This is a genomic window from Nonomuraea aurantiaca, from assembly GCF_020215705.1.
Lineage (GTDB): Bacteria > Actinomycetota > Actinomycetes > Streptosporangiales > Streptosporangiaceae > Nonomuraea > Nonomuraea aurantiaca.
In genome coordinates, this window is the sequence record NZ_JAIWNB010000016.1 from 41,765 (window position 1) to 65,021 (window position 23,257).

19 protein-coding genes are annotated in these 23,257 nt (G+C 70.3%); 8 read left to right on the forward strand and 11 right to left on the reverse strand.

The window, feature by feature from the left end; genetic code table 11:
* Nucleotides 1-150: 150 nt before the first annotated feature.
* The 3 genes from LDL49_RS32380 (at nt 151) to LDL49_RS32390 (ending at nt 2,708) form a co-directional block, all read left to right on the forward strand.
* Nucleotides 151-999: a MerR family transcriptional regulator gene (locus tag LDL49_RS32380; protein ID WP_225296649.1), complete on the forward strand. Its 849-nt coding sequence runs from the start codon at nt 151-153 to the stop codon at nt 997-999.
* A 35-nt stretch (nt 1,000-1,034) separates the two neighbouring features.
* Nucleotides 1,035-1,430, forward strand: coding sequence for a hypothetical protein (locus tag LDL49_RS32385; RefSeq protein WP_225296651.1), 396 nt, complete (start codon nt 1,035-1,037; stop codon nt 1,428-1,430).
* Nucleotides 1,431-1,583: 153 nt separating this feature from the next.
* On the forward strand, nt 1,584-2,708 hold the full coding sequence (locus LDL49_RS32390; RefSeq protein WP_225296653.1) for an AI-2E family transporter: 1,125 nt from the start codon (nt 1,584-1,586) through the stop codon (nt 2,706-2,708).
* Nucleotides 2,709-2,726: 18 nt separating this feature from the next.
* On the opposite strand, the gene LDL49_RS32395 is transcribed toward LDL49_RS32390, so the two are convergent.
* Nucleotides 2,727-3,914, reverse strand: a complete 1,188-nt coding sequence (locus LDL49_RS32395) for an FUSC family protein (RefSeq protein WP_225296655.1) — start codon at nt 3,912-3,914, stop codon at nt 2,727-2,729.
* 47 nt (nt 3,915-3,961) lie between these two features.
* Nucleotides 3,962-4,981 (reverse strand): NAD(P)/FAD-dependent oxidoreductase, encoded by a 1,020-nt coding sequence (locus tag LDL49_RS32400; protein ID WP_225296657.1) that lies wholly within the window; start codon nt 4,979-4,981, stop codon nt 3,962-3,964.
* Between the two features lie 258 nt (nt 4,982-5,239).
* Here LDL49_RS32400 and LDL49_RS32405 point away from each other — a divergent pair, with 258 nt between their 5' ends.
* The gene (locus tag LDL49_RS32405; protein ID WP_225296659.1) at nt 5,240-6,304 is read left to right on the forward strand and encodes a TetR/AcrR family transcriptional regulator; all 1,065 of its coding nucleotides are present in this window, start codon (nt 5,240-5,242) and stop codon (nt 6,302-6,304) included.
* 64 nt (nt 6,305-6,368) lie between these two features.
* A complete protein-coding gene (locus tag LDL49_RS32410) occupies nt 6,369-6,929 on the forward strand; it encodes a GNAT family N-acetyltransferase (protein WP_225296660.1) in 561 nt (186 codons plus the stop codon).
* A 36-nt stretch (nt 6,930-6,965) separates the two neighbouring features.
* Here LDL49_RS32410 and LDL49_RS32415 read toward each other — a convergent pair whose 3' ends face one another.
* The 5 genes from LDL49_RS32415 to LDL49_RS32435 all read right to left on the reverse strand — a co-directional run bounded on the left by LDL49_RS32415 (nt 6,966) and on the right by LDL49_RS32435 (nt 15,641).
* Nucleotides 6,966-9,005, reverse strand: a complete 2,040-nt coding sequence (locus LDL49_RS32415) for a hypothetical protein (protein WP_225296661.1) — start codon at nt 9,003-9,005, stop codon at nt 6,966-6,968.
* An 82-nt stretch (nt 9,006-9,087) separates the two neighbouring features.
* Complete coding sequence (locus LDL49_RS32420) at nt 9,088-12,222, reverse strand: hypothetical protein (protein ID WP_225296662.1); 3,135 nt, start codon at nt 12,220-12,222, stop codon at nt 9,088-9,090.
* Between the two features lie 139 nt (nt 12,223-12,361).
* Nucleotides 12,362-13,138 (reverse strand): ABC transporter permease, encoded by a 777-nt coding sequence (locus LDL49_RS32425; protein ID WP_225296663.1) that lies wholly within the window; start codon nt 13,136-13,138, stop codon nt 12,362-12,364.
* Complete coding sequence (locus tag LDL49_RS32430; RefSeq protein WP_225296664.1) at nt 13,135-14,715, reverse strand: ABC transporter permease subunit; 1,581 nt, start codon at nt 14,713-14,715, stop codon at nt 13,135-13,137. The genes LDL49_RS32425 and LDL49_RS32430 overlap by 4 nt, the downstream gene beginning before the upstream one ends.
* Nucleotides 14,712-15,641, reverse strand: a complete 930-nt coding sequence (locus LDL49_RS32435; protein ID WP_225296665.1) for an ATP-binding cassette domain-containing protein — start codon at nt 15,639-15,641, stop codon at nt 14,712-14,714. The genes LDL49_RS32430 and LDL49_RS32435 overlap by 4 nt, the downstream gene beginning before the upstream one ends.
* A gap of 87 nt (nt 15,642-15,728) precedes the next feature.
* Here LDL49_RS32435 and LDL49_RS32440 point away from each other — a divergent pair, with 87 nt between their 5' ends.
* Entirely contained in the window at nt 15,729-16,898 is a 1,170-nt protein-coding gene (locus LDL49_RS32440; protein WP_225296666.1) for a HAMP domain-containing sensor histidine kinase, read from the forward strand.
* Between the two features lie 178 nt (nt 16,899-17,076).
* Here the strand turns inward: LDL49_RS32440 and LDL49_RS32445 are convergent, their stop codons facing one another.
* Complete coding sequence (locus tag LDL49_RS32445) at nt 17,077-18,195, reverse strand: Vgb family protein (RefSeq protein ID WP_225296667.1); 1,119 nt, start codon at nt 18,193-18,195, stop codon at nt 17,077-17,079.
* 644 nt (nt 18,196-18,839) lie between these two features.
* Between LDL49_RS32445 and LDL49_RS32450 the strand changes: the two genes are divergently transcribed.
* Nucleotides 18,840-19,370 carry a hypothetical protein gene (locus LDL49_RS32450; RefSeq protein ID WP_225297003.1) on the forward strand — a complete coding sequence of 177 codons (531 nt, stop codon included), beginning with the start codon at nt 18,840-18,842 and terminating at the stop codon, nt 19,368-19,370.
* Between the two features lie 5 nt (nt 19,371-19,375).
* The gene (locus LDL49_RS32455; RefSeq protein ID WP_225296668.1) at nt 19,376-20,419 is read left to right on the forward strand and encodes a hypothetical protein; all 1,044 of its coding nucleotides are present in this window, start codon (nt 19,376-19,378) and stop codon (nt 20,417-20,419) included.
* 44 nt (nt 20,420-20,463) lie between these two features.
* Here LDL49_RS32455 and LDL49_RS32460 read toward each other — a convergent pair whose 3' ends face one another.
* The 3 genes from LDL49_RS32460 to LDL49_RS32470 form a co-directional block, all read right to left on the reverse strand.
* A complete protein-coding gene (locus LDL49_RS32460; RefSeq protein ID WP_225296669.1) occupies nt 20,464-20,997 on the reverse strand; it encodes a hypothetical protein in 534 nt (177 codons plus the stop codon).
* Nucleotides 20,998-21,300: 303 nt separating this feature from the next.
* Nucleotides 21,301-21,948, reverse strand: a complete 648-nt coding sequence (locus tag LDL49_RS32465; protein ID WP_225296670.1) for a TetR/AcrR family transcriptional regulator — start codon at nt 21,946-21,948, stop codon at nt 21,301-21,303.
* 205 nt (nt 21,949-22,153) lie between these two features.
* On the reverse strand, nt 22,154-23,182 hold the full coding sequence (locus LDL49_RS32470; protein WP_225296671.1) for an alpha/beta fold hydrolase: 1,029 nt from the start codon (nt 23,180-23,182) through the stop codon (nt 22,154-22,156).
* Nucleotides 23,183-23,257: the final 75 nt, after the last annotated feature.

A 23,257-nucleotide genomic window follows, 5' to 3' on the forward strand; every position in this document is an offset into this window, starting at 1 on the left:
AGGCGCCACTATACCCCGAGGGTATATACGCCGGTGATAAGCCACGGCGATCTCCCGGCCCGGACCGTCGCGCCATGAGATCCAGTGTCAGGCGAGAGGGGGATTGCCCGCGATCCCGGACCGGGCCTCAAGGTGAGAGAGACTGAGCCCATGACGAGGGAAACCCGCGGACACGGACCCGCCATCGACGGAGAGGACGCTGAGTCTGCCGGGACAGACGGCTTCACCGTCGGCCGCGCGGCCGCGCTCGTCGGAATCAGCGTACGAACGCTGCACCACTGGGACGACGTCGGCCTCGTCCGCCCGAGCGGCCGCACCTGGGCCGGATACCGGGTGTACTCGACCGAGGACGTCACCAGGATCCACCGGGTGCTCGTCTACAAGGAGCTCGGATTCTCGCTCGCCGAAATCGGCCGGGTGCTCGACGACCCGGCCACCGACGCGCGCGAGCACCTACGCCGGCAGCGGTCACTTCTGGTCGAGCGCATCACCCGCCTCCAGGCGATGGTCCGCGCGGTCGATCGCGTGACGGAGGCCGCCGACTCAGGCATGCGGCTGACCCCGGAAGAGCAGGTCGAGATCTTCGGCAGCCACTGGAAGCCCACTTGGACCGAGGAGGCGGCGAACCGCTGGGGCGAGAGCGCGCAGTGGGCCCAGTACCTCGAGCGAGCCGCCGACAGGACACCGCAGGACTGGAAGCGGATGGCGGCAGAGGCGGACGCGCTGAACACCGACCTCGCCGCCGCCAAGCGCACCGGGGTCGCGCCCGGCACCGACGAGGCGAACACGCTCGCCGAGCGGCACCGCGCGTCGATCTCACAGCACTTCGACTGTACGCGGGCGATGCAGGTGTGCATCCTGCGGATGCACGCCGGGGACCCGCGCTTCGCGGAGTACTACGACACCCTTGAGCCGGGACTGGCCGTCTGGCTGCGCGACGTGATCTTCGCGAGCGCGGCCGCCCACGGCGTGGACCCGGACTCCGCGACCTGGGAGTGATCGCGCCCCGGTGCGGAGACGGTTACCCTGATCATGTGACGGACGCGATCCAGGTCGAGCGCATGCCGGCCACCATGCGAGCCGCCAGGTTCGTCATGACCCTCGAGGTGGCCTTCAGCCTCGTGGGGCTCGCCATCATGATCGGCACGATCGCTTTCGCCTTCAGTGGGCCGTTCCTCCTGCTGCTGCTCTACACCGCGGTGATCACCGCGTTCATGTGCTGGCTGCTCTCCCGCTGGTCTTCGCGACGTAAACGCGTGCGCTGGGGTGCCATCGCCGTCGAAGTGGTCTCGGTCGGTGGTTTCCTCCTCATGAACGCGATCGACGGCGGTTTCGGCTGGGTCAGGCTGGTCTCGCCCGGCACGCTCATACCGCTGGCGCTAGTCATCATGCTGCTCACGCCATCGGCGGCTCGCTGGTTCGACCGCTGATGACATAGCGACCGCACAGGCCCTCTCCAGCACGCTCAGCGGACGCCCGCTTGGCGATTGGGCGCCCAGAGCTGGTCGGCGTCATGGCCGCGTGTTGGCAAGCTGTGACCCCCGGCACGGTACGAAGCGATCGCTCCGGGCAGAGGAGGCCCCGTGCCGGAACCCTCTGATCACTCCACCGCGCAGGCCCCGGGCGAGGCCCGGACCGTTCGAGAGGAACACCCGTCGCTGCCGTTCGGCCGCCCCGGCCGTCCCTTCGGCAGCAACCCCTTCCTCTTCGGCTTCACCGCCGCCCTCGGCGTGCTGGCCGCCTGGCTGCTGGTCCAGGCGATGACGGCCGCCGTCTCGATACTGATCTTGATCGTGACGTCGCTGTTCCTCGCCGTGGGGCTCAACCCCATGGTGGAATGGCTGGAAGAGCGGCACCTGCCGCGCTGGCTGGCGATCACCCTGGTGTTCGTCGCGGTGATCGCGTTTTTCGCGGTCTTCGTCATCGCGGTCGTGCCCGCCGTCTCCCAGCAGAGCGGCCAGTTCGTCGAGCAGTTACCCACCTACATCAGCCAGTTGCAGAACAACCCGCAGGTGCGCGAGCTCGATCAGCGCTTCGGCCTGCTGGAGCAGGCTCAGGCCTACCTCACCGGCGGCCAGGTCGGACAGCAGTTGTTCGGCGGGCTGCTCGGTGCGGCCAGCGTCGTGGTCAGCGCGGTCTTCTCCGCCATCACGGGACTGATCCTGACGCTGTACTTCCTCGCCGCGCTGCCCTCCATCATCCGGGTCGGCTACCGGCTGGTCCCCAGGAGCCGGCGGCCGCGCGTACAGATGCTGGGCGATCAGATCTTCAAGAGTGTCGGCGGGTACGTGGCCGGGAACCTGCTCATCTCCCTGATCGCCGGGGTGACCTCGTTCATGTTCCTGTCGATCGCCGGCGTGCCCTACGCGCTGGCGTTGTCCATCATCGTGGCGGTCACCGACCTGATACCGCTGATCGGCGCCGGGATCGGGGCGACCATGGCCATTTTGGTGGCCCTGTTCGTGTCGTTTCCGGTGGCCATCGCCACGCTGGTGTTCTTCATCATCTACCAGCAGATCGAGAACTACCTGATCGCGCCGCGGGTGATGAAGTCCTCCGTCGACGTACCCCCTGCCACCACCATCGTTGCCGCGCTGATCGGCGGTGCGCTGCTCGGCGTGGTGGGCGCGCTGCTGGCCATCCCGGCCGCCGCCGCCCTCCAGCTGATCACGGCCGAGGTGGTGCTGCCGCGCCAGGAACGCCACTGACCCTGGCGGCCGTGGTTCTCAGTGAGGGCCTTGGGCGGGCGCGACCATGGTCGGGTCGTGTCCGTCGGCCAGGAGGATCATGATGCGGTGGGCGTCGGTGAGCAGGCTGCCGCTGACGGCCCACCCCTGGGGGTGGTCGACCTGACCGGTCTGGATCTCGGCGCTCATCTCCTCGTGGATCCCCGTGGCCTGGGCGTGCGCGCGGGCCAGCTGGTCCCGGATGGGGGCGGGGTCGTCGGCGTGCCGGACCTGAAGAGTCATGATGTCGGCGAGCTGGTCCAGCAGGTCGGCGTAGTCGCGGGCGAACGCGTCGCTGACGTCGGTCGCGCTGGACGGCGGGGTGTGGCGGTGGTCGAGGTGGGCCAGCGCCTGGATGATGGCGCTGGTGTGGGTGCTGACCGCGGCCATGGTCCGCAGTTGCGGGGTGTGGTCGCGGCCGGGTGGCACGGTAAGGCGGCGCAGGTTGTAGCGACGGCTCTCGGCGTCGGCCGCCACGGCGGCCTCGGCGGCGGCCAGGCGCTCCGTCAACCGGGTGGCCTGGGCCTGCCACTCGGCCAGGCCGGACAGGTCCCAGCCTTTGCGCAGCCCCTCGGCCACGTCGCCGAGCAGCTCAGCGCCCTGCTCGGCCAGGCGCCGGACGGCCGCGTCGGGGCGGCGGTGATACAGCGGCGGCCACAGCAAGGTGTTGATGGCGGCCCCGCACACCGCGCCCATGGCGGTGGCGATGGTGTAGGCCAGCAGGTAGCGCTCCTGAGAGGTGGCGCCAAAGGAGAGCATGAGGACGGCGGTGGTGGCCACGTCGGTGCCGTGCCTGCCCATCCGGCGCCAGCGCGCGGCCAGCAGCGCGGGCGGGATGACCAGCACGAGGCTGAGCGCGGTCAGCCCGATCAGGGAGCCGATGCTGCCGGCCAGGATGACGCCGGTGGCCACCGCGGCGACCCGGCGTAACCCGTTGGTCAGGGTCTGGTACACCGTGGCGTGCACCATGATCACGGCCGTGGCGGGCGCGATCCAGATGCTCTCGTGCGGCAGCAGCCGGCTGGCCAGGAACCAGGCCAGCACGGCGGCCAGGGTGGCTTTGCCGATCTGGCGGACCTGCAGCCGTTGGTGGGAGCCCTTGGTGGCCAGCCCCCGCAGGCTGGTGCGGATGTAGGCGAGCTCACCTCGCACCGTACGCGCTAGTCGGCCACGCCAGGAACGGATCACGACATGTCATGATATGTCCCGCGAGGACGGCGACCTGCACCGATGGTTCACAGGCCGTGGCGGCTGTCGCCCATCGCCAGTTCGCACAGACGCGCTTCCGCCTCGGCCGAGAACGGGTCCCGGTAGGCGGCCACCGCCTCTCGGGTCTCCTCGGCGATCAGGTCGGCGTTGATCTGGGCCCCCGCGGTGGCGCCCGCCGCCGCGGCGGTGCCCACCTGGGCGACCAGATCGCTGACATTGCCCGCGGCCCAGACCCCCGGCACGCCTGTACGGCCGGTCGCGTCGGCGGGGATGTACTCGCCGGCTCCCGTGGCATGTTCGACCGGCCGCAGCCCGAGCGCCGCCAGGAAACCGGCGCGCGCCACCATACGCGCGGAGACCGCCATCACCTCGCGCCGGACCAGCGTGCCGTCGCCCAGCCGTACTCCCACGATGCGGTCCTCGACGATCTCCAGGGACGCCACCTCGCCGTCCACCACGGGGATGCCGCGAGCGGCCAGCCGCTCGGCCTCCTCGCCGTCCGGCGGCGGCATGGTGTGGGAGAAGAGCGTGACGTCGGCGCTCCATTGACGCAGCAGCAGCGCCTGGTGCACCGCCGTCGGCCCACTGGCCAGCACGCCGATGGCCCGGTCTCGAACCTCCCAGCCGTGGCAGTACGGACAATGGATCACATCCCTCCCCCACCGAGCCCGCAGCCCCGGCACGTCCGGCAGTTCGTCGACCAGCCCGGCGGCCACCAGGAGCCGGCGCGCCCGGACGGACCTGCCGTCGGCCAGCGCCACGGTGAACCCCTTGGCGTCCCGGACCGCCGTGGCGACCTCCCCGGCCACCACGTGACCGCCGTAGCCGCGGACCTCGGCCCGGCCACGCTCCAGCAACTCGACCGGGCGGATTCCTTCCCGGCCCAGCAGCCCGTGTACGCCCTCCGCCGGGGCGTTGCGCGGGGCCCCCGCGTCGATCACCGCCACCGACCGCCGCGCCCGAGCGAGCATCAGCGCCCCGCTCAACCCCGCGGCGCCACCGCCGACCACCACCACGTCATAGCCGTCCCTCAGCTGATCGGTCACCTTGACCACCTCCGCGACGAACTATGCGACCCCAGCGACCGCTTGCGCAAACATTGTTGCTGATACAGCAAAGCGTGGCCGGATCCGTGGCGACTTCCCTCCGGCACCGCCGGGCACCGCGACGCCCCCCCGGACATCCCCACGTCCGGCGTCACCGCCGTGGACTGCCTGCGGATGTACACCAGGCCACAGTCAGATGATGCATGCATCCGAATGTTCTTAGTATCCTGTGACCATGTTGGGGACGAAGAGGTGGCGATGGTCAGGCTGACCCGGGCGCAGCAGCAGGAACGCACCAGAGCGGCCGTCCTGGCCGCCGCGCGGGAGGAGTTCGGCGAGCGCGGATACGCCGACGCCAAGGTCGACCGGATCGCGGAGCGAGCGGAGCTCACCCGGGGCGCGGTCTACTCGAACTTCCCGAGCAAGCGCGCGCTCTACCTGGCGGTCCTGGTCGACTCGATCGAGGGCTCGGACCTCCCTGAGGCGCCGTCGCCGCCCGGGCTGGGTGGCGCGTTGGGCGCGTTCGCCCGTAGCTGGCTCGACCGCCTGCCGCTGACCGGCGACACGCCCGCCGACGGAAGCCTGCGACTGCGCTCGCTGGCCGGGGTGTTCGACGACGGGCCGGGCCGCACCGCGCTGGCGCAGGTCACCAGGCTGGAGGCGCTGCTGCTCGCGCTCGCTCTGGAGTCACGCCCGCCGCGCCACCCGCGCCGCGTACGGCTGGCCGAACTGGTCCTCACGCTGCTGAACGGGGCCGGCCACCTGGCCGATACGGCGCCCGGAGTCGCCGACCCCTTCGACGTGGCACGGGCCTGCGAGCACCTGGCCGGCCTCGACCTCGCCGACACGTGGGACCCGCCGCATCTGCCCTTCGTCGCCCCCGCCCAGTCTGTCCAGGACCCCTGGGAGCCGCCCGCCGAGATGCCGGATCAGATCACCGGCCGGCGGGTCGGGTTCGACGCCGACGGCGTGATCGCGGTCCTCGGCGCCGGCCGGTTGGAGGCGGCGGAGGAAGCCGTCCGCGCCGCCCGGCCGGGCGACCGGATCACCGTGGCCGTGGTGGCGGGCGATCCCGCCGAGATCGGACGTCTCGTGCGGCTCAGGGTCGGCGACATCAGCGGGTGCCTGCGGCGGGTGTTCGCACCGGAGGCCCGGCCGGGCCTCCGGCTCGTCCTCGACGACCACGCCACCATCGCCTCCGCCGTCGGCCTCGCGGACCCCGGCGACGCCACCGAGGCCGCGGTACGCGTACAGGCGGGCAGGATCGTCGCCCGAGCCCGCGGACGCGGCGCGGCCCACGCCGTCGCGACCGCGGGAAGATGACGCCGCGCGGCTCATGAGAAGATCCCCTCACTGTTTGGGCTGGTTTCGACCGTTGAGGTGGTCTATGTACGCGATCCCCCTGGGTGACGACGGCGCGGAGCTGCGCCCGCTTGAGCCGTGGCGGGCCGCGGAGTTCCTCGCCCACATGGACCGGGGGCGGGAGTTCATCGGGCAGCACATCGCGCTGCCGGACGTCGTGACGGACCTGGAGTCGAGCCGCTCGTACCTGCGGGCGTACGCCGAGAAGGCCGCGGCCGACGTGGGCCGGATCTACGGCATCTGGACGGACGGCGAACTGGTCGGCGGGGTGCTCTTCCGGACGATGGACGTCGAGCAGGGCAACGCCGAGGTGGGCTGCTGGCTGGAGCCCGCCGCGGCGGGCAAGGGCCTGGTGACCAGGGCCGCGCGGGTGATCATCGATTGGGCCGTCGAGGAGCGGGGCGTCCACCGCGTGGAGTGGGTGGTCTCGGCGGAGAACGCGGCCAGCATCGCGGTGGCCCAGCGCCTCGGGATGACGAAGGACGGCGTGCTGCGCGAGAGCTACTCCTATCGGGGGAAGCGGCTCGACATGGAGGTCTGGTCGGTGCTCGCGCCGGAGTGGCGGGCGGGCGGGCAGGCGCATTAGAGCGATGCGCGCCGCTCCCCCGCCCGGCCGCTGATCTCACTGGACTCCCACGAGCACCGGCCATCCGCCCTGTGGTGTGAAGGTGGCGGCGGACGGCATGCGCAGTTCGAGCCGCTCGCGGCGCGCCCTGGCCAGCAGGCGGAAGTCGCCGAGGAGGCGATCGCCCACCGTCACCGAGCGGTCGACCCGCAACGACTCCAGCACCCACATGTGGGCGTCGAAGATCTGCTGGACGGTGAACTCCGCCTCCCGCCCGTTCGGTATCAGCTCGGTGAGCAGGCGGGTCTTGAGGGTGTGCACATAGGCGATGGTCTTTCCCGGCATCTTCGCCGCCACCGCCGGGTTCTTGGGGATCACCATGGCCATGCCCTCGCCCTTCTCGTCGAACGCCGTGCTCACCCGCGGATCGTTGCGCCAGAAACGCTGCTCGAGAATGTGGTCGACCTCGTACAGGTCGCCGCGCCCGCGGTTGAGCTTGGCCAGCGAGCGGAAGTCCTCCACCCGTCCGGCGAGCCTGTCGTAGTGCTCGATGTCGGCGGTGCTGAGCTGCCTGAGGCGGCTGTCGGTCCGCTTGGCGTTCTTGAGCACCTCGGCCCAATCCTTGCCCAGCTCGCTCTCCAGCTCCTGGATGAAGCGGGACCTGCCGCGCTGGCTCAGCGCCCACGAGATCGGGTCGAGCGAGCGGGCGATCCCCCGGGTCAGCTTCTTGGCGGAGAAGGCGTTGAACCCGGCCGCCAGGCGGGGGTTGCGGAAGGTCTTGAAGTTGGCCGTCAGGAGCCGCTCCACGACGCGCCGGTCCAGCTCCCGTAGGTAGGCGTTGCCCACGAGGTCGTGGAAGCGCCTGAGCACCTGGTCCATCGACAGCCTGCCCGTGGCGAAGCGGGTCAGCATCCGGGCCAGGTCGGTCGCGCCCTTGACGTCCATGCTGCCCACGGCCTCGAGGAACTCCCGCTCCGCGACGCGGCCCACCTCGCTGATCACGTCCTCTTCGAGGACCCGCGCCAGCTTGGTCGTCTTCAGCTCGGTCCGTACGGACTGCAGGACCGAGCGCGGCAGCGCCTTGGCGAACGGCAGCACCGACGTGATCCCGTAGACCAGGATCTGCCCCCCGCTCACCTCGTTGCCCCAGAAGTCGCGTCCCGTGGCCAGCTCGAAGGTCAGCTGCGAGAGGTCGTAGAGAACGTTGACGTACGGCACGAACTGGATCGCGAGCTCGAAAAGGAAGATCAGCGTCGGATGCTCGGGCGCGAAGTGGACCTCGACCTCCTGCGGCTGGAAGGTCGTGTTGTCGAGCACGGTCCCCTGCGGCGGGAAAGACGGAATGAACGAATCATCCAGCCGCAGGGTCTGCACATCGATGAATCCAGCCATGTCCTGCGACGCGGTGGCGCGCACGGTCACGTTGTGAGTGTGCACGACGCGTACCGTGACGTGGTCGCCGAAGATGTTGCCCTCGTCCTCGCGCGAATCGACGACGATGTCGTAGACGAAGGCCGCCGGTCTCCCGTCCTTCCTGTTGTCGATGTCGATGGTGACCGCGTAGCCGTTGAGCACGTTCCGGATGACCACGCCGAGCGGCTTCGTCGTGACGTTGACCGTGGCGGCCTGGGAGAAGAAGTCGTCGCGGCGCCCGCGCTCGTCGTCGGTGAAGGGCCCGACCGTGAAGGGTTGGGGCAGCAACCGCCACATCTCGATGACCGACGCGTCGGGCTGCGGGATCAGGTCGTCGTCCTGAGGACGGACGATTTCGATCAAGGGGTTGCGCGGGCCGAGCGCCAGGAGATCGGCCCCGCTCCGCCGGCCCGTGCGCCGGGTGGTCACCATGACCTGCCGGCCGACCGCGAGCCAGATCTTGGGGAAGGCCCGTTCCGCCGTGGGCGGCAGGTACCTCCAGGTGAAGGGCTGGTGGCCGGTCGTGTTCCAGGGGGGCGCCGTGAGCGTGATCTCCATAGTGGCCCCGAGGACCGGGTCGGCGATGTCGGAGAAGAAGGTCAGCACCCCCCGTCCCACCCCCGGTTCGACGTACCCGGTCAGCAGCGGGCCGGTCGCGATGGCCGGCACGACTGGATCTGCCATGTCCGCAATCCTCCATTCATGTGAGCGGACGATCAGGCCGAGGACCGGCGGCGACAGGCCGCCGCCGGTCCATGGGGGGCCGCTAGACCTCCACCCACTCCCCGTCGGCGTCCTGCTCCCAGTGGGGCAGCCGGTCGTCGTCACGCAGCTTCACCAGCGACGTGGGCACGCGCACGATCCACGGGTCGCCCTGCGGCACCTCCGTGCCGGGCCGGTCCAGCCGCTCGGCGATCTCGTCGGCGATGGGCAGGTACAGGGGGTTGGAGATGGTCGGCAGCGGGCCACCGTTCCAGATCTCGCCGAAGGTGAGGAAGTGGTCGATCGCGCCCTCGAATCCCGGCCGGGCGGGCACCGAGACCCGGCAGAACCCGGCCCGGAGGAAGTCGGCGAACGCCGGATCCGGGTCGTCGAAGCCGAGCCGCTCCTCCCACTGGTTCTTGCGCCCCCAGAAGTAGGGGTACGTCACGAAGGTCACGTGCTCCCACTCGAAGGCCTGCTCGAAGAAGCGCACGTACGGGCCCTCACCGGCGGCCTCGAACACGTTGATCTCCGGCAGCCCGTTGGCCGGGGAGGTCTCGATGGAGTCGAACAGGTCATAGTGCTGGTCGGTCAGGATGCTGACGCAGTTCTTCTTCAGCTCCGTCTGCATGAGGGCGAGATTGGCGGCCGGGTTGCGGCCCTGGATGTCCACCCCGGCCCGTAACTGCAGCGCCGCCAGTTTCTCCTCGTAGTCGGCCACCGCCGCCTTGTGCGCCGTCTCCAGCTTGGCGTGCGTCTCCAGCCGCCACTTGTCCATCGCCCGGTCCGTACGCTGGACCTTGACCTCCACGGCCACCGCGACCTGCGCGACGTGGAAGGTGTCGATGGCCACGGCCACCGTGTCGCGCTCGTCGTCCAGCGTCGTGGTCCACAGCCGGTCGCCGCCGGGCATCCGCTGCGTACGCCGTCCGACCACCACCTCCACCGTGTTGTCGCCCTCCCAGATGTTGCGCACCACGCCCACCGAGGCGTAGACGGCCCGGTAGCCCTCCTCGATGCTGATCTGGGCCGAGTGGTTGTAGTTGGTGTCGCTGTCGCCGCCACCGGCCTTGAAGTCCAGGGACTTCGTCTTGAACAGCTCGGGCGGCGGCTGGACGTCGGTCGCGCCGGTCTGCTTGACCCAGTACGCGAAGTTGATCTCGTTGATCTGGGCCGGGTTGAGGGGGAAGTCCGGAGGCTTGATCAGGTTCCGGGCGGCGGCGCTGGTCTGCTGCATGGAGGCGATGAGGAAGGCGGCCGGCTCGGGCACCATGAAGTCGAACATCGCCCGCAGCCCGTAGTTGAACAACTGGGCCTGGTACACCTTGTTGACCCACTGGTAGACGCCCGAGATGTTCTCGTTGCCGTGGGTGTTGTCGAGCTCGTGGGTGTTCTTCTCGATCGTCTCGGTCGTGGTCGTCAGCTGGGTGCGGGTCAGCACCCGTTCGGCGATCTTGCGTGAGGTCCGCTCGGTGACGTCCTGCGAGAACCTGGCGGCCGACTTGGTGGCCTCCTGCTTGCTGCGCGCGAAGGAGCCCTCGGCGCTGGCGGCGAACTCCACGACCGGGCCGTACCTGCCCGAGACGTTCAGCCCGGCCTTCAGCGCGACGTCCTCCTTGACCGTCTGCTCGGTCTCCCGGGTCATCTCGAACCGGTCGGTGGTCTGCAGGTCGCGGTCCTCGCTGGTGTTGGTCTCCTGCTCGTTGATCGTGATCAGCTCGGTGGTGTCGCGGCGGCTGTGGTCGCGTAGCTTGCGCTCGCCACGCAGCACGTTCTCGATGTGCGCGACGTCGGCCGACTCGTATCCGGTCAGCTGCTGCTTGACCACAAGCAGGTCGGCGATGCCGGCCGGGGCCACCTCGCCCTTGGTGTGCGGGACGCGCCCGTCCAGCGGGAGCGTCGGCAGGGGTACGGAGCCGCCGGTCCCGAGCGTTCCCCAGCCGGTGGTCACGGGCGTCTGGACCGTCACGAGGGCGTCGCCGACCCGCAGGAGCGACTGGCGTACCGGGTGTCCCGCCACCGCCTCCAGCCGGGCCGCCGTCGCCGCCAGGTCGGTCTCCAGCCGGTGGGTGAGCCGGTCGAGCGGCACCGCGGTCAGGTCGAGGCCACGGTCGGTGAGCAGCGTGCGGGTGGCCGCGGACAGCTGCTCGTTGGCCGTCGGCAGCAGGACGAAGCCGACCTCGGTCAGCGGCGTCGGCTGGAAGTCCGTACGGCCGCGCAGCACCGGGGCGGCCGTCTGCAGCAGCGCCTGGGCCACCGGCGCGTTGATCTCATCGGTGGCCTCGGCGGCCGTGGAGGTGGTCTCGGTGGCCGGAGAGGTCGCGTCGGTTGCCGGGGAGGCCGCGTCGGGTTCCTCCGCACCTGCGATGGGGATGACCGAGGTCGGGGCGACCCGCTCGCGCAGGTTGCCGTGGAAGGCGCTCAGGGCCGTGGCCACGTTCGTCAGCCGCAGCTGCTCCGGCGGTTGCACCGACCCGCTGCCCGACTGGGAGGTCACGTGGAAGTGCTCGGAGTTCAGGCCGCCCAGCTCCTCCAGCCCGGCCCGCAGGTTCGCGTGCTGGGCCAGCAGCCCGTCGACCTCCTCCTGGCGCGCGGCCACCGCCGCCGCGTACTGCTGCCGCTGCGCCTGCTCCGCCTCCCGGGTCGACAGCCTGGAGGTCAGGCCGAGGTCGAAGGGCAGGCGGAGCGAACGCCGCAGCCACCGCCGCAGCTCGTCCAGGTCCTTGGGAAACTTGTCGTCGGCCGCGTGGCGGGCGATCACCTCGGCGGTACGCAGCAGCCGGGCGAGCTGCTCGATGGGCCGCGAGTGCTCCTCCTGGAGCACCTTGATCGCCACCAGGCTGTCCCGCAGCCTCCTGACCGCGTTCTTGAAGTCCGCCAGCTCGATCACGTCGTTCGGGTCCGTCCCGAACACGTCGACGATGGCCTCGCGCACCATTTCCGGTGAGGCGCTCCCGTCGACGGTCTCCATCTCGTCCAGCCGCCCGGCCAGTTCGTCGAGCTCGGCGCCCAGCGGGGTGTCCGCCGGGTCGCCGATGAACTCCGGTCCCGCCACGAACGCCGTGGCGGCCTCCTCTATGGCAGTACGTCGCTGGGGTGCCTCGACGGCCTCCCGCAGCGACTGTTGAAACGGCGTGTCCTGGCTCAGCGGGATGCTGGGATTATCCGGATCCTGCGCCACGGCCGGCCGTGTGAGCATCAATCGAAAAAGACTCTCCATGGGGTTTTTCCTCCGCCCCGTCCTGAACGTGCCGCCCCCTTGCGACACCTCTCTGTGCTCTTTGGGGCGTTCCACCACGTTCCATCTGGCGTGCGGGCGGGTGTTGCTCAAGCGTCGATCAGGCGTCGCGCAGCCGTAGCGACAGCCCGCCGCCCAGGAGGGCCGCGGCGGACCAGAGGGCCAGGACGCCGAGTCCCGCCCATGGGCTGAGGGGCAGGGTGGACAGATGGGTGGTGGCCTGGATGGCGAGCCCGGCGTTCATCGGGGAGAGCTGCCAGAGGAGTTTCTGCCAGCCCGGGTCGGCGATCATGAAGGGCAGGATCGAGAGGACGTAGAGCAGGCCGAGCACGACCCCGATGGCCGTGGCCGAGTCCCGTACGGCGGCGGCGATGCCGAGGCTGAGCAGGGCGATCAGCGCGAGGTACAGGACCGAGCCGAACGCCGCGCGCAGCATCGGCCCCTCGAACAGGGACAGCATCAGGGTGCCGGGACCGCGGGTGAAGCCGTTCTCGAGCAGGATGCGCCGCCCGACCAGCAGGGACGCGAGCACCGCGACGGTCCCGGCGGCCAGCGTCAGCCCGGTGACGACGGCCGCCTTGGCGGCCAGCACGGTGGCCCGGCGCGGCATCGCCACCAGGGTGGTGCGGATCATGCCGGTGCTGTACTCGCCGCTGATCGCCAGCACGGCCAGGATGGCGGCCATCGCCTGGCCTACCTGGACCCCGAACAGGCTGATCTTGGCCGGGTCGTAGGCGCAGCCCGCCGACGTGCAGGACACGGCGGCGGCCGCCACGACGCTCACGGCGACGGTCAGCGCGACGAGCCCGAGCAGCAGCCAGCCCGTGCCGGCCACGGTACGGAGCTTCGTCCACTCCGCCTGCAGGTGTCGTCTCATGCGTCCCTCCGACGTAGCTGGAAGACGGCCAGGCCGAGCGCGAGCACGGCGTACCCGCAGAGCACGGCGAGCCCGGCCCAGGGTGCCAGCGGGTAGTAGCCACCCGATGGGGTGTAGTTGCCGAGCACGTGCGCGTACGCCGGAATGCTCTGCTGGATCGCGAAGCCGGCGGCCGGGGTGAGCCGCATCAGCCACTGCGCCGCGCCGGCGGGCAGGACCGAGGCGGTCGCGAGGATGTAGGGGACGACGATCAGCACGATGGCGGTGATGACCGCCGCGACGCTGCGCCGGAACAACGTGCCCACGGCGAGGGCGAGGACCGCGGCGGCGGCGAGCAGCGCCGCCGTGCCGGCGATGACGCGCAGTTCGGTGAACGGCGCCACCGGCAGGACGTAGTTGCCGTTGGCGACCAGGATCCCCTTGCCGAGCGTGACCGCCGCCGTGGCCGCGGCCAGTCCGGTGACGAAGGTGACCGCGCCGATGGCCAGGGCCTTGGCCACGAGCGTCCGGCCGCGCCGCGGGCCGGCGAGCAGGGTGGTGCGGATCAGGCCGCGCCGGTATTCGGTGGTGATGAACATGACCGCCACCACGATCACCACGATCAGTCCGGTCAGCAGGCCGGTGAGGGTGTTCTCGATCTGCGGGCCGTCCGAGAGCGGCGCGATGTCGCCGACGCCGGCCACCGTGTACGTGTCGCCGGACTCCTTGAAGCCGCCCGGATGATGGGCCGACCCGTCGGGGTCCAGGGTGACGCCCACGTCGTCGGGGCGCCACACGCCGTCGGCGACCGAGCCCTCCAGGCTGACCTGGTCGAACACGGCGGTGGCCTCGGCGAATCGAGAGGCCGCGCTGGACCCGCCGAAATCGCCCGGCGTCACCGTCAGGTCCCCTGGCGAGGCGGCGAAGAGCCCGACCTGCACCGCGTCCGGCAGTCCGGCCAGGTGCGCGGTGCCGACGCGGGTCCACTGCCTGCCGTCGGTGGACTCGTAGCCGGTGAGGTCCTCGCCGGAGCGGGTCAGCCGCAGCCAGCGTGGGGACCGCTGGGAGACGCCGCCGGGCCGGCCGGCCACGTCCTGGGTGAAGTCGTGCTGCATCCGCACGCCGTGCGCGCCGGTGACCATCACCGCCGCGTACGTGGAGCCCTGCTTCATGCTCTCCTTGATCATGACTCCGGCCTTCGCCCAGGGCACGAGACCGGAGACGACGCGCCGGGTGCCCGGGGTGGGGGTGGGGGTGAGGTCGGGCAGGCGGATCTGGCCGGTCATCGAGGTCACCCGGACGGTGATGCTGCCGTCTCCGTTCAGCGGCCGGTGGACGAAGTAGAACTTGTCCTCCACCGCCTCGCCGCCCGGACCCACCGGTACGGCGGGACAGGCGCCGCCGCACGACGTGTGGCTGCCGGAGGCGGACAGCAGCCCCAGCAGCACGGTGACCAGCGCCGCGGCCGCCATGGCGAGCACCCAGCCGCGGACTGTACGGAACTTGGTCCATTCGGCGCGCAGCAACCGCGCGAAGCCGGAGCGGTGGGCGACAGTGGTGCTCAGTCCGGGCGCGTCGCCCCGACGCCGATCGCTCATCGCGCCGCCTCCTGCCCTGCGGCACGGAACTCGACGGCGTCGCGGGTCAGCTCCATGTACGCCTCCTCCAGCGTCGCGCGATGCGCCGACACCTCCGAGAACGGCACCGCGGACCGGTTGAGTACCGCCACGACGTGCTCGGCCGCCAGCCCGGTCACCGTGAGGGTGTCGCGGCCGGTGGCGGCCACGGCGGCGCCGGCGTGGGCCAGCGCCGCCATCGCCTCCGCCGGCGCCGTGGTGCGCAACGCGACCCGGCCGGTGGAGGCGGCGGCGATCAGGCCGGCCACGCTGGTGTCGGCGACGACCCGGCCGCGCCCCACCACCACGAGATGGTCGGCGGTGTCCTCCAGCTCGCTCATCAGGTGGCTGGAGACCAGCACGGCCCGGCCCTGGGCGGCCAGCGCCCGCAGGAAGCCGCGCATCCACACGATGCCCTCGGGGTCGAGGCCGTTGGACGGTTCGTCGAGCATGAGCACGGGCGGGTCGCCGAGCAGCGCGGCGGCGATGCCGAGCCGCTGCCGCATGCCCAGGGAGAAGCCGCCCGCCCGGCGCCCGGCCGCCGGCCCGAGCCCCACCCGCTCGATCACCTCATCGACCCGCCGGGCGCCCAATCCCTGGGAGTGGGCCAGCCACAGCAGGTGGTTGCGGCCGGTGCGGCTCGGCTGCAGGGCCGCGGCGTCCAGCAGCGCGCCGACGTGACGCAGCGGGTCGCGCAGGCCCGTGTACGGCCGCCCGCCCACCAGCGCGGTGCCCTCGTCGGCCGCGTCCAGGCCGAGGATCACCCGCATCGTGGTGGACTTACCCGCTCCGTTGGGGCCGACGAAGCCCGTGACCTGCCCCGGCTCCACGGTGAAGGACATCCCGTCCAACGCCATGGTCTGGCCGAACCGCTTACGCAGCCCGGCGACCTCGATGGTTGCTCGCATGGGTTCGGTTCTACGCACCACGCCATAACGTGGGCCGAACGGAGGCTGTCACGTCGTTGTTAGGTCCCGGACGGCATCCTGGAACTCATGAGGAAGCCACGGAACCGCACCGTACGGCTGCGCTTCACCGCCCTGTACGGCGCCCTGTTCCTGCTGTCCGGCGTCGGGCTGCTGGCCATCACCAACCTGGTGAGCCTGGGGACGCGGGTCTCCTCCCCCATGGAGACACCGCCGGCCGAGCAGCTCACGCCCGGCGCCGCCCAGGAGCTCATCGGCCGGCTCCAGAGCCGGCTGGCGGAGATCCAGGCGCTCCAATCACGCCAGCTCCTCATCGGCTCGGCGGTCGCGCTGGCCGTCATGGCCGTGGTGTCGCTCGTGCTGGGCCGGGTGGTCGCGGGCCGGGTGCTGCGCCCGTTGCGGACGATCACCGCGGCCACCCGGCGGATCTCCGCCGACAACCTGCACGAGCGGCTGGCCGTGCCGGGCCCGGCCGACGAGGTGAAGGACCTCGCCGACACCATCGACGGGCTGCTGGAACGCTTGGAGGGCTCCTTCGACGCGCAGCGCCGGTTCGTCGCCAACGCCTCCCACGAGCTGCGCACCCCGCTGGCGACCATGCGGGCCTCCCTGGACGTGGCCCTGGCCAAGCCGGAACCCGTACCCGCGCAGACGGTCGCGCTGGCCGACCGGCTGCGCACCGAGCTCGACCGGGTCGACCGGCTTCTGGAAGGCTTCCTCATGCTCGCCCGCACCCAGCACGGCGCCCTGGCCGACCGGGCGGAGATCTCACTCGGCCGTACGGTGTCCGCGGCCCTGGCCGACCGAGCCGCCGACATCACCGCCAAGAACCTCACCGTCCACGACGGCGACGTCCACGACAGCGCGTGGACGCGGGGCAGCCGGACGCTCCTGTCCCGCCTGGCCGAGAACGTGATCGACAACGCGATCACCCACAACCACGACGGCGGCTGGATCCGCCTCGCCGCCACGGCCGACGGCGCGACCGCGCTGCTCGTCGTGGAGACGGGCGGGCCGGTCCTCGATCAGGAGCAGGTCGCGCGGCTGGCCCAGCCGTTCGAGCGGCTCGGCACCGACCGGACCGGCTCCGGCGACGGTGCCGGGCTCGGCCTGTCGATCGTCGCCGCCATCGCGACCGCGCACGGCGGCGGCCTGGAGCTGCGGGCGCGGCCGGAGGGCGGCCTGCGGGTCACCGTCTCGCTGCCGTCGACGTCCGCGCGGGTGGAGGCCCCGGCGTGAAAGTGCAGGTGGCCGGGGGCGGAGGCCCCCGTGTGAAGGGTTGGTGGTCGGGGCGGAGGTCCCGGCGTGAGGCTCAAGAGCCCGCACTGGCCCGGACGCGGCGCGGCGGGCCGCTTCCCTGGATCTACTTTCTGGATCCGAGGAGGCGGCCCGCCCGCCCATTGGTCGGGCGGTTCGGTCAGGGGGTAATGATGGCCAGCTGCGAGATGTTGTCCTCGGTGACCCAGAGATTGTCGTCGGGCCCGGCGGCGATGTCGATCGGTCCGGAGGAGACGGTCGGTAGCTCGTATTCGTTGATCGTCCCGGAAGTGGTGACACTGGCGACCTGGTTGACCTCTTGTTCGGTGAACCACAGATTGTTGTCCGACCCGACGGTGATGCCCCACGGGAAGCTGTTGGAGTCGGAGAGCGTGTACTCGGTGAAGGTGCCCGTGGTGGTGGTCTTGCCGACCTTGCCGTTGGCGTCGGTGTACCACAGGTTGCCGTCCGGCCCCGTGGTGATTCCGATGGGCATCGCACCGGAGGACGGTGCGGCGAACTCGGTGATCGTGCCGCCGGTGGTGATCTGCCCGACGCTTCCGATGAGCGGTTCGCTGAACCAGAGGTTGTCGTCCGGACCCGCGGTGATGCGCATCGGGTAGGTTTCGCCGGACGGCAGCTCGTACTCGGTGATCGTCCCGGAGGTGGTGATCTGGCCGATCTTGTTGCCCATCGTCTCGACGAACCACAGAGCGCCGTCCGACCCCGCGGTTATGCCCCACGGGTAGGCGTCGCTGGTCGGCAGCTCATATTCGGTGATCGTCCCGGAGGTGGTGATCCGGCCGATCTTGTTGCCGATCGCCTCGGTGAACCACACCGCGCCGTCCGGCCCGGTGGTGATGTGCGCCGGCTCGGCGTTCTCGGTGGGAAGGGAGTACTCGGTGAACAGGCCCTCTGGCGTTACTTTCCCGATCTTGTTGGCGTAGTTCTCGGTGAACCACACGTTGCCGTCAGGGCCGGCTGTGATCCCGACGGGAGTGGCGGGGTAGGTCGGTATCGACAGCTCGCTGATCGACGGCGTCCGCCTGCCGGCTTCCGCCGCGAGCCTGGCAGCCCGAGGGCTGCGGGGTGCGGGCGGGAAGTGGCACTTGATCCGCCGATGCTGCGGCATCTGTCTGAGCTTGAGGCAGAGCTTCACCCAGGGGCGGGGCGGGTGGGGCGGGCGGGGCGGGGAACCGGACGCGGATACGGCCATGGGCGCGCTTGCCGCCATGGCCAGGGCCATGACCACGAGCGGATACCCCAGGCGTCGAGCCAAGTGAGACATGACATCCCTTCCAGAAGACGAAAAAGGACCGCGAGCCGGGCGCCATTCGGTGAATCGAGGCTCGCGGTGGCGGGCCGCCGTCAGCGGGATCCGCGGCATCGGCGCAAATACCCGTGGGCCGAGCCGGACAATGGCGTTCGATGTCCGCTTCGGCGCTCTCAATATCTCCCGCGGTCGTGGCTCGCCTTCGGCCATCCGCGTTCGTGGCTGGTCACGGAAGTGCCAACTCATCGGCAGCCACCGCTGCGGGCCGTCGAGCCGTGTCGGCAGGCTGGCCCTTCAGGCACGCGCGCCGTGTCGGCAGGCGCGCCGTTCAGACAGGCTCGCGCAACGGAGTTACCCGCACGGCTCGTCCGCATTCCCGCATCCAACGCCGTTCTGGACCAGAGTGAAGTGGCACATCGGCATAATCACCGTTATTCCTCACACATGGCTCCCCGCGGTGAATCGCCAATTTCTGATAGTCGTCATCTGATCACCAAAAGTGTTCCAGGTACCCTCTGGAATGGTTCCCACAATCTGATCACTGAGGAGAATGTGCTGAGAACGGCCCAGAGAGGGCGGGAAATGCTATGAAGGAGACAGCAGTGTTCAAAAGCCGCTTGGGCCTTCCCCTGATAGGCATCGCCGGCATGATGGCGGGCGTGGCTGTGGCCCCGCCCGCACAGGCCGGCACCTGTGCCGCGTCCACCACCTGTTCAACCACGGTGACCTTCACCGTGACCGCCGAGGGCGGGCTGCAGATCACCGTACCCGACACGGCGAGCCTCGGTAGCGGCGCCTCGGGCGGCCAGATCAGCGCGCAGCTCGGCCCGGTCACGGTGTCCGACCAGCGTGCCGCGCTCACCGCCACCTGGGTGGCGTCCGTGGTCGCCGCGGCGGGGGCCTTCACCACGGGCGGCGGCACCGCCGCCGAGACCGTTCCCAACACGGCCGTCCTGTACTGGTCCGGCCCGGCGACCGCCACCACAGGGACCGGCACCTTCGTTCCCGGTCAGGTGGACGCAGCCGCCGCGCAGTCGCTGAGCACTTCACGCACTGCCTTCAGCAAGACGACCGGCTCCGGCGACAACTCCGCCACCTGGAACCCGACCATCGTGGTCAACGTCCCCGACGAAGCGGTGGCGGGCGTCTACACCGGTACGGTGAACCACTCCGTCGCCTAGCCCACATGTCCATTTCACTGTTGCCCCGGCTCGTCTCCGTGACGCTGCTCGCGTACGCGATGCTCAGCGCACCGGCGATCGCAGACTCGAGCCGGGGCGCGGCGCGCCCCTCCGGCGAGGACAGCATCGGCATCCGGTTGCTGGAGATCCCCGCCAACCGGATGGACGACCCCCGCGCGCACGCCTTCATCGTCGACCACGTCAATCCCGCCACCACGTTCACCCGGCGCTTCGAGGTGTACAACATCTCGGACAAGCCCCAGCACGTGCAGCTGTACACCGCAGGTGCCGGTATCAGCCACGGCCGCTTCACCTTCGAGCCCGAGCGCACGTCGAACGAACTGAGCTCCTGGATCAAGCTCAACCAGGCCGCCACCGACCTGCCGCCGCATGGCCGGACGTCGGTGAAGGCCACCGTCGGCATTCCCGCATGGGCTCCCAAAGGCGAGCGATACGCCGTCATCTGGGCACAGATCTCCTCGCCCGGCGCGGGGCGGCAGAAGGGCATCACCCTCGTCAACCGCGTAGGGCTCCGCGCCTACCTCGACGTCGGTCCGGGCGGTGAACCACCCTCGGACTTCACGATCGCCGAGATCCTGCCCCAGCGGACCGAGGATGGGCAGCCGAAGATCGTGGCCACCATCGCCAACACCGGCGAACGCGCCATCGACCTCGAAGGGCAGCTGTCGCTCACGGACGGGCCGAGCTCTCTGAGCGCGGGCCCCTTCCCGATCGATCGGGGCACGACCCTGGCCCCCGGCCAGCAGGGGGAAGTCTCCGTACATCTGGGAGAGGATCTTCCCGACGGGCCGTGGAAGTTCAGCCTCACGCTCAGGAGCGGTCGGGTCGACCGGACGGAGACCGGAACGCTCACCTTTCCGCGCAAGGCGGGGTCGTGGGGCCTGGCCGCCGTGTCGGACTCCCCGCTGATGCTGATCCTCATCCTCCCATGCCTCGCGGCCCTCGCCGCCGGGACAGTCCTGATCATCACTTTTCGCCGTTTGCGCGCACGCCGTAAGAGCGCCACCGGAGCCGATGCGAGCCGCTGAGCGGCGATCGGCTCCGCTGCGGCCGTCGGCGTCTGGTCACCGGATCAGGCGACCGAGTGGCTGATAGTGCCGGTATAGGTACCGGCCACCGCCTGGTCGGGGACATCGATCACGATGGTCGGGTTCCAGCTGGCGGAGTTGTTGCCGGCACCGTTGATCTTGCTGAAGGCCGTGTACACCTCTTCGAGCACCTCCGCGTCGCCGGCGGTGGGCTGGCCGGGTACGAAGGTCCCGGCGCCGGTGGTGGCCGTCGCGGGCCCCGACCAGTAGCTGAGCGCGCTCAGCGGCACGGTCTCGGCGCTCGTGCCGCCGCCGGTCGTGAGGGGAGTGCCGTACACGTTCGCCGTCCAGGTGGCGTTCAGCGCGGCCCGCTGGTCCATGACCGTGACGACGTGGAGCTGGCCGCTGACCTGGCTGCCGGGCTGACCGCTGCCGAGGCTGACCGGCCCGTCGGGCACGCTGATCTCCAGGCCCTCGCCCGCGTTGACGGTGAACGTCACCGTCGTGGAGCAGGTGGTCGACGCCGGGCACGTGTCCGCCTGGACGGATGCCGCCCAGGCCAGCGCCGTGGCGACCATCGCAGCGGCTGTACCCGCCCGTAGCGCATCAAATCGGCTCATTCCCATGGCCGGCCCCCATCGAATTCGCCCCGCCCCCAGGGCGCCAACATGTCGATCACATCCTTCTCTGCACGAAACGTCCGGAAACACGTCCTACGCGCAACTGGTTACACCTTTGTCATGATCTATTGGCGCTTGGTGGTTACGCTCTACTTACTCGATAAACAGAATCCGGCAGCCTGCCCTCCATCCGCGAAATGTCGCTATCAGCACGTCCTTAGCGATATGCCTCTTATCGACATGTCTTTATAGTTATGCCTTTTATCGGCGCTCGGATGCAGACCCTGGAGAACGGTCGCCGGGCCGCTCTGGGCAGCCGTCGCCTGGCAGGCAGTCCAGCCAAGCGACCAGGCGGGCGCCTTGCCGCGTCATGACGTCGGGCTCGCGCAGGGCGTTGGCCAGCAGCGACATGCCCTGATAGGCGCCCACCAGGGTGAGGGCGAGCCCTTCGGGATCAGGCAGCCCGAGCTCGCGGAACTGGCGTTCGACCCAGTCCAGCAGCAGCCGGATGGCCTTGCCCGCCTCCACGTCCAGGCCGCCCTCGTCACGTTTGTCCAGCTCGACGGCCAGCGTTCCGGTCGGGCAGCCGTAGCGGGCCGCGAGCTCGCGCTGGCTGACCCACGCCTCCACCAGGCCCTTGAGCCGCTCCAGCGGGCCGCCGAGACTCTCCAGGTGTTCGGTGAGCATCCCCAACTGCCGGACGTGCTCGCTGAGCGCGGCCGAGACCAGCTCGTCCTTGGTCTTGAAGTAGTAGTACACGTTGCCCACGGGCACGTCGGCGGCGCGGGCGATGTCGGCGATGGTGGTACGTTCCGCGCCCTGCTGGTGGACGACCCGGGCGGCGGCGATCATCAGCCGCTGCCGCTTGGCGGTCGCCGTCTTCACCCGGGAGCCTTTCGAGTCAGTCACCTAACTAACTATATGCGCCCGGTCAACCGCCTGGCGAGACGGTGTCACTGATCTGTCCTTGGGGCGGCGTAGTGCCACTGTCTGCGCCTGGGGCGGCGTAGCGCCATTCGTGGCCACCGCACTTGATGCTCGTCGCCGTCCGATCCGAGTGGAGGTCGGTGCCAGCGGCGTGGATCCCTTCGGCGGCCCGGCTCTGGCTGGTCGTTCAGCGGGTGAGCAGGTCTCGGAGGGTCTTGGCGATGTCGGCAGGCGCTTCCTCGGCCATGAAGTGGCCGCAGGTGACGGTTTCATGCCGCAGGTCCGGCGCCCAAGCGCGCCACAGGGCGGCCGCGTCGAAGCCGAGGGCGGCGCCCCAGTCCTGCTGGAGGACCGTGACCGGCATCCGCAGCCGGTTGCCGGCGTCCCGGTCGGCTTGGTCATGGACGACGTCGATACCGGCCGAGGCGCGGTAGTCCGCGACGATCGAGGGCACCGCGCCACGGCAGGCGTCCAGGTAGGCGGTGCGGACATCGGCGGGGATCGCCTGCGGATCGTTGGTCCAGATGTCGAGGAAGTGGCCGAAGAAGGCGTCCGGGCTCGCGGCGATCATCTGCTCGGGCAGTCCCGGCGGCTGGGCCATCAGGTAGAGGTGGAAACCGACGGCAGCGCTGGTGCCGCGCATCACCTGCCACATGTCCAGGGTCGGCAGTACGTCCAGGACGGCCAGGTGGCTGATCGTCTCAGGGTGATCGAGTGCGGCGCGGAAGGCGACCAGGGCACCGCGGTCATGCCCGGCCAGCGCGAAGCGCTCGTGACCCAGCGCGCGGGCCAGGGCGACGATGTCGGCGGCCATGGTGCGCTTGGCGTACACGGCGTGGTCGGTCCCGTTAGGAGCGGTTCCGGCGTGGTCGGTCCCGGTGTGGTCGGTCCCGGCGTGGTCGGTCCCGGTGTGATCGGTCCCGGCGTGGTCGGTCCCGGTGTGATCGGTCCCGGTGTGGTCGCTGCCGATCCGGTCGGTCCCGGCATGGCCGTTTTCGGTGGGCTTGTCGCTGGCGCCGTAGCCGCGCAGGTCGGGGCAGATCACGGTGTGGTCGGCCGCGAGGTCGGCGGCGACGTGCCGCCACATCAGGTGGGTCTGCGGGAAGCCGTGCAGCAGCACGATGGGTGTGCCTGAGCCCGCGACGGCCGCGTTCAGGGACACGCCGTCGGCGACGGGCACGCGCTGGTAATCGAAGCCGGCGATGGCAGGCGTCATGGTTCGGTCCTTTCCGATGGGGTGCCTCCAGCCTGCCGGGCGCGGATGAGCATCGGATGAGCGCGCTATAGCGTG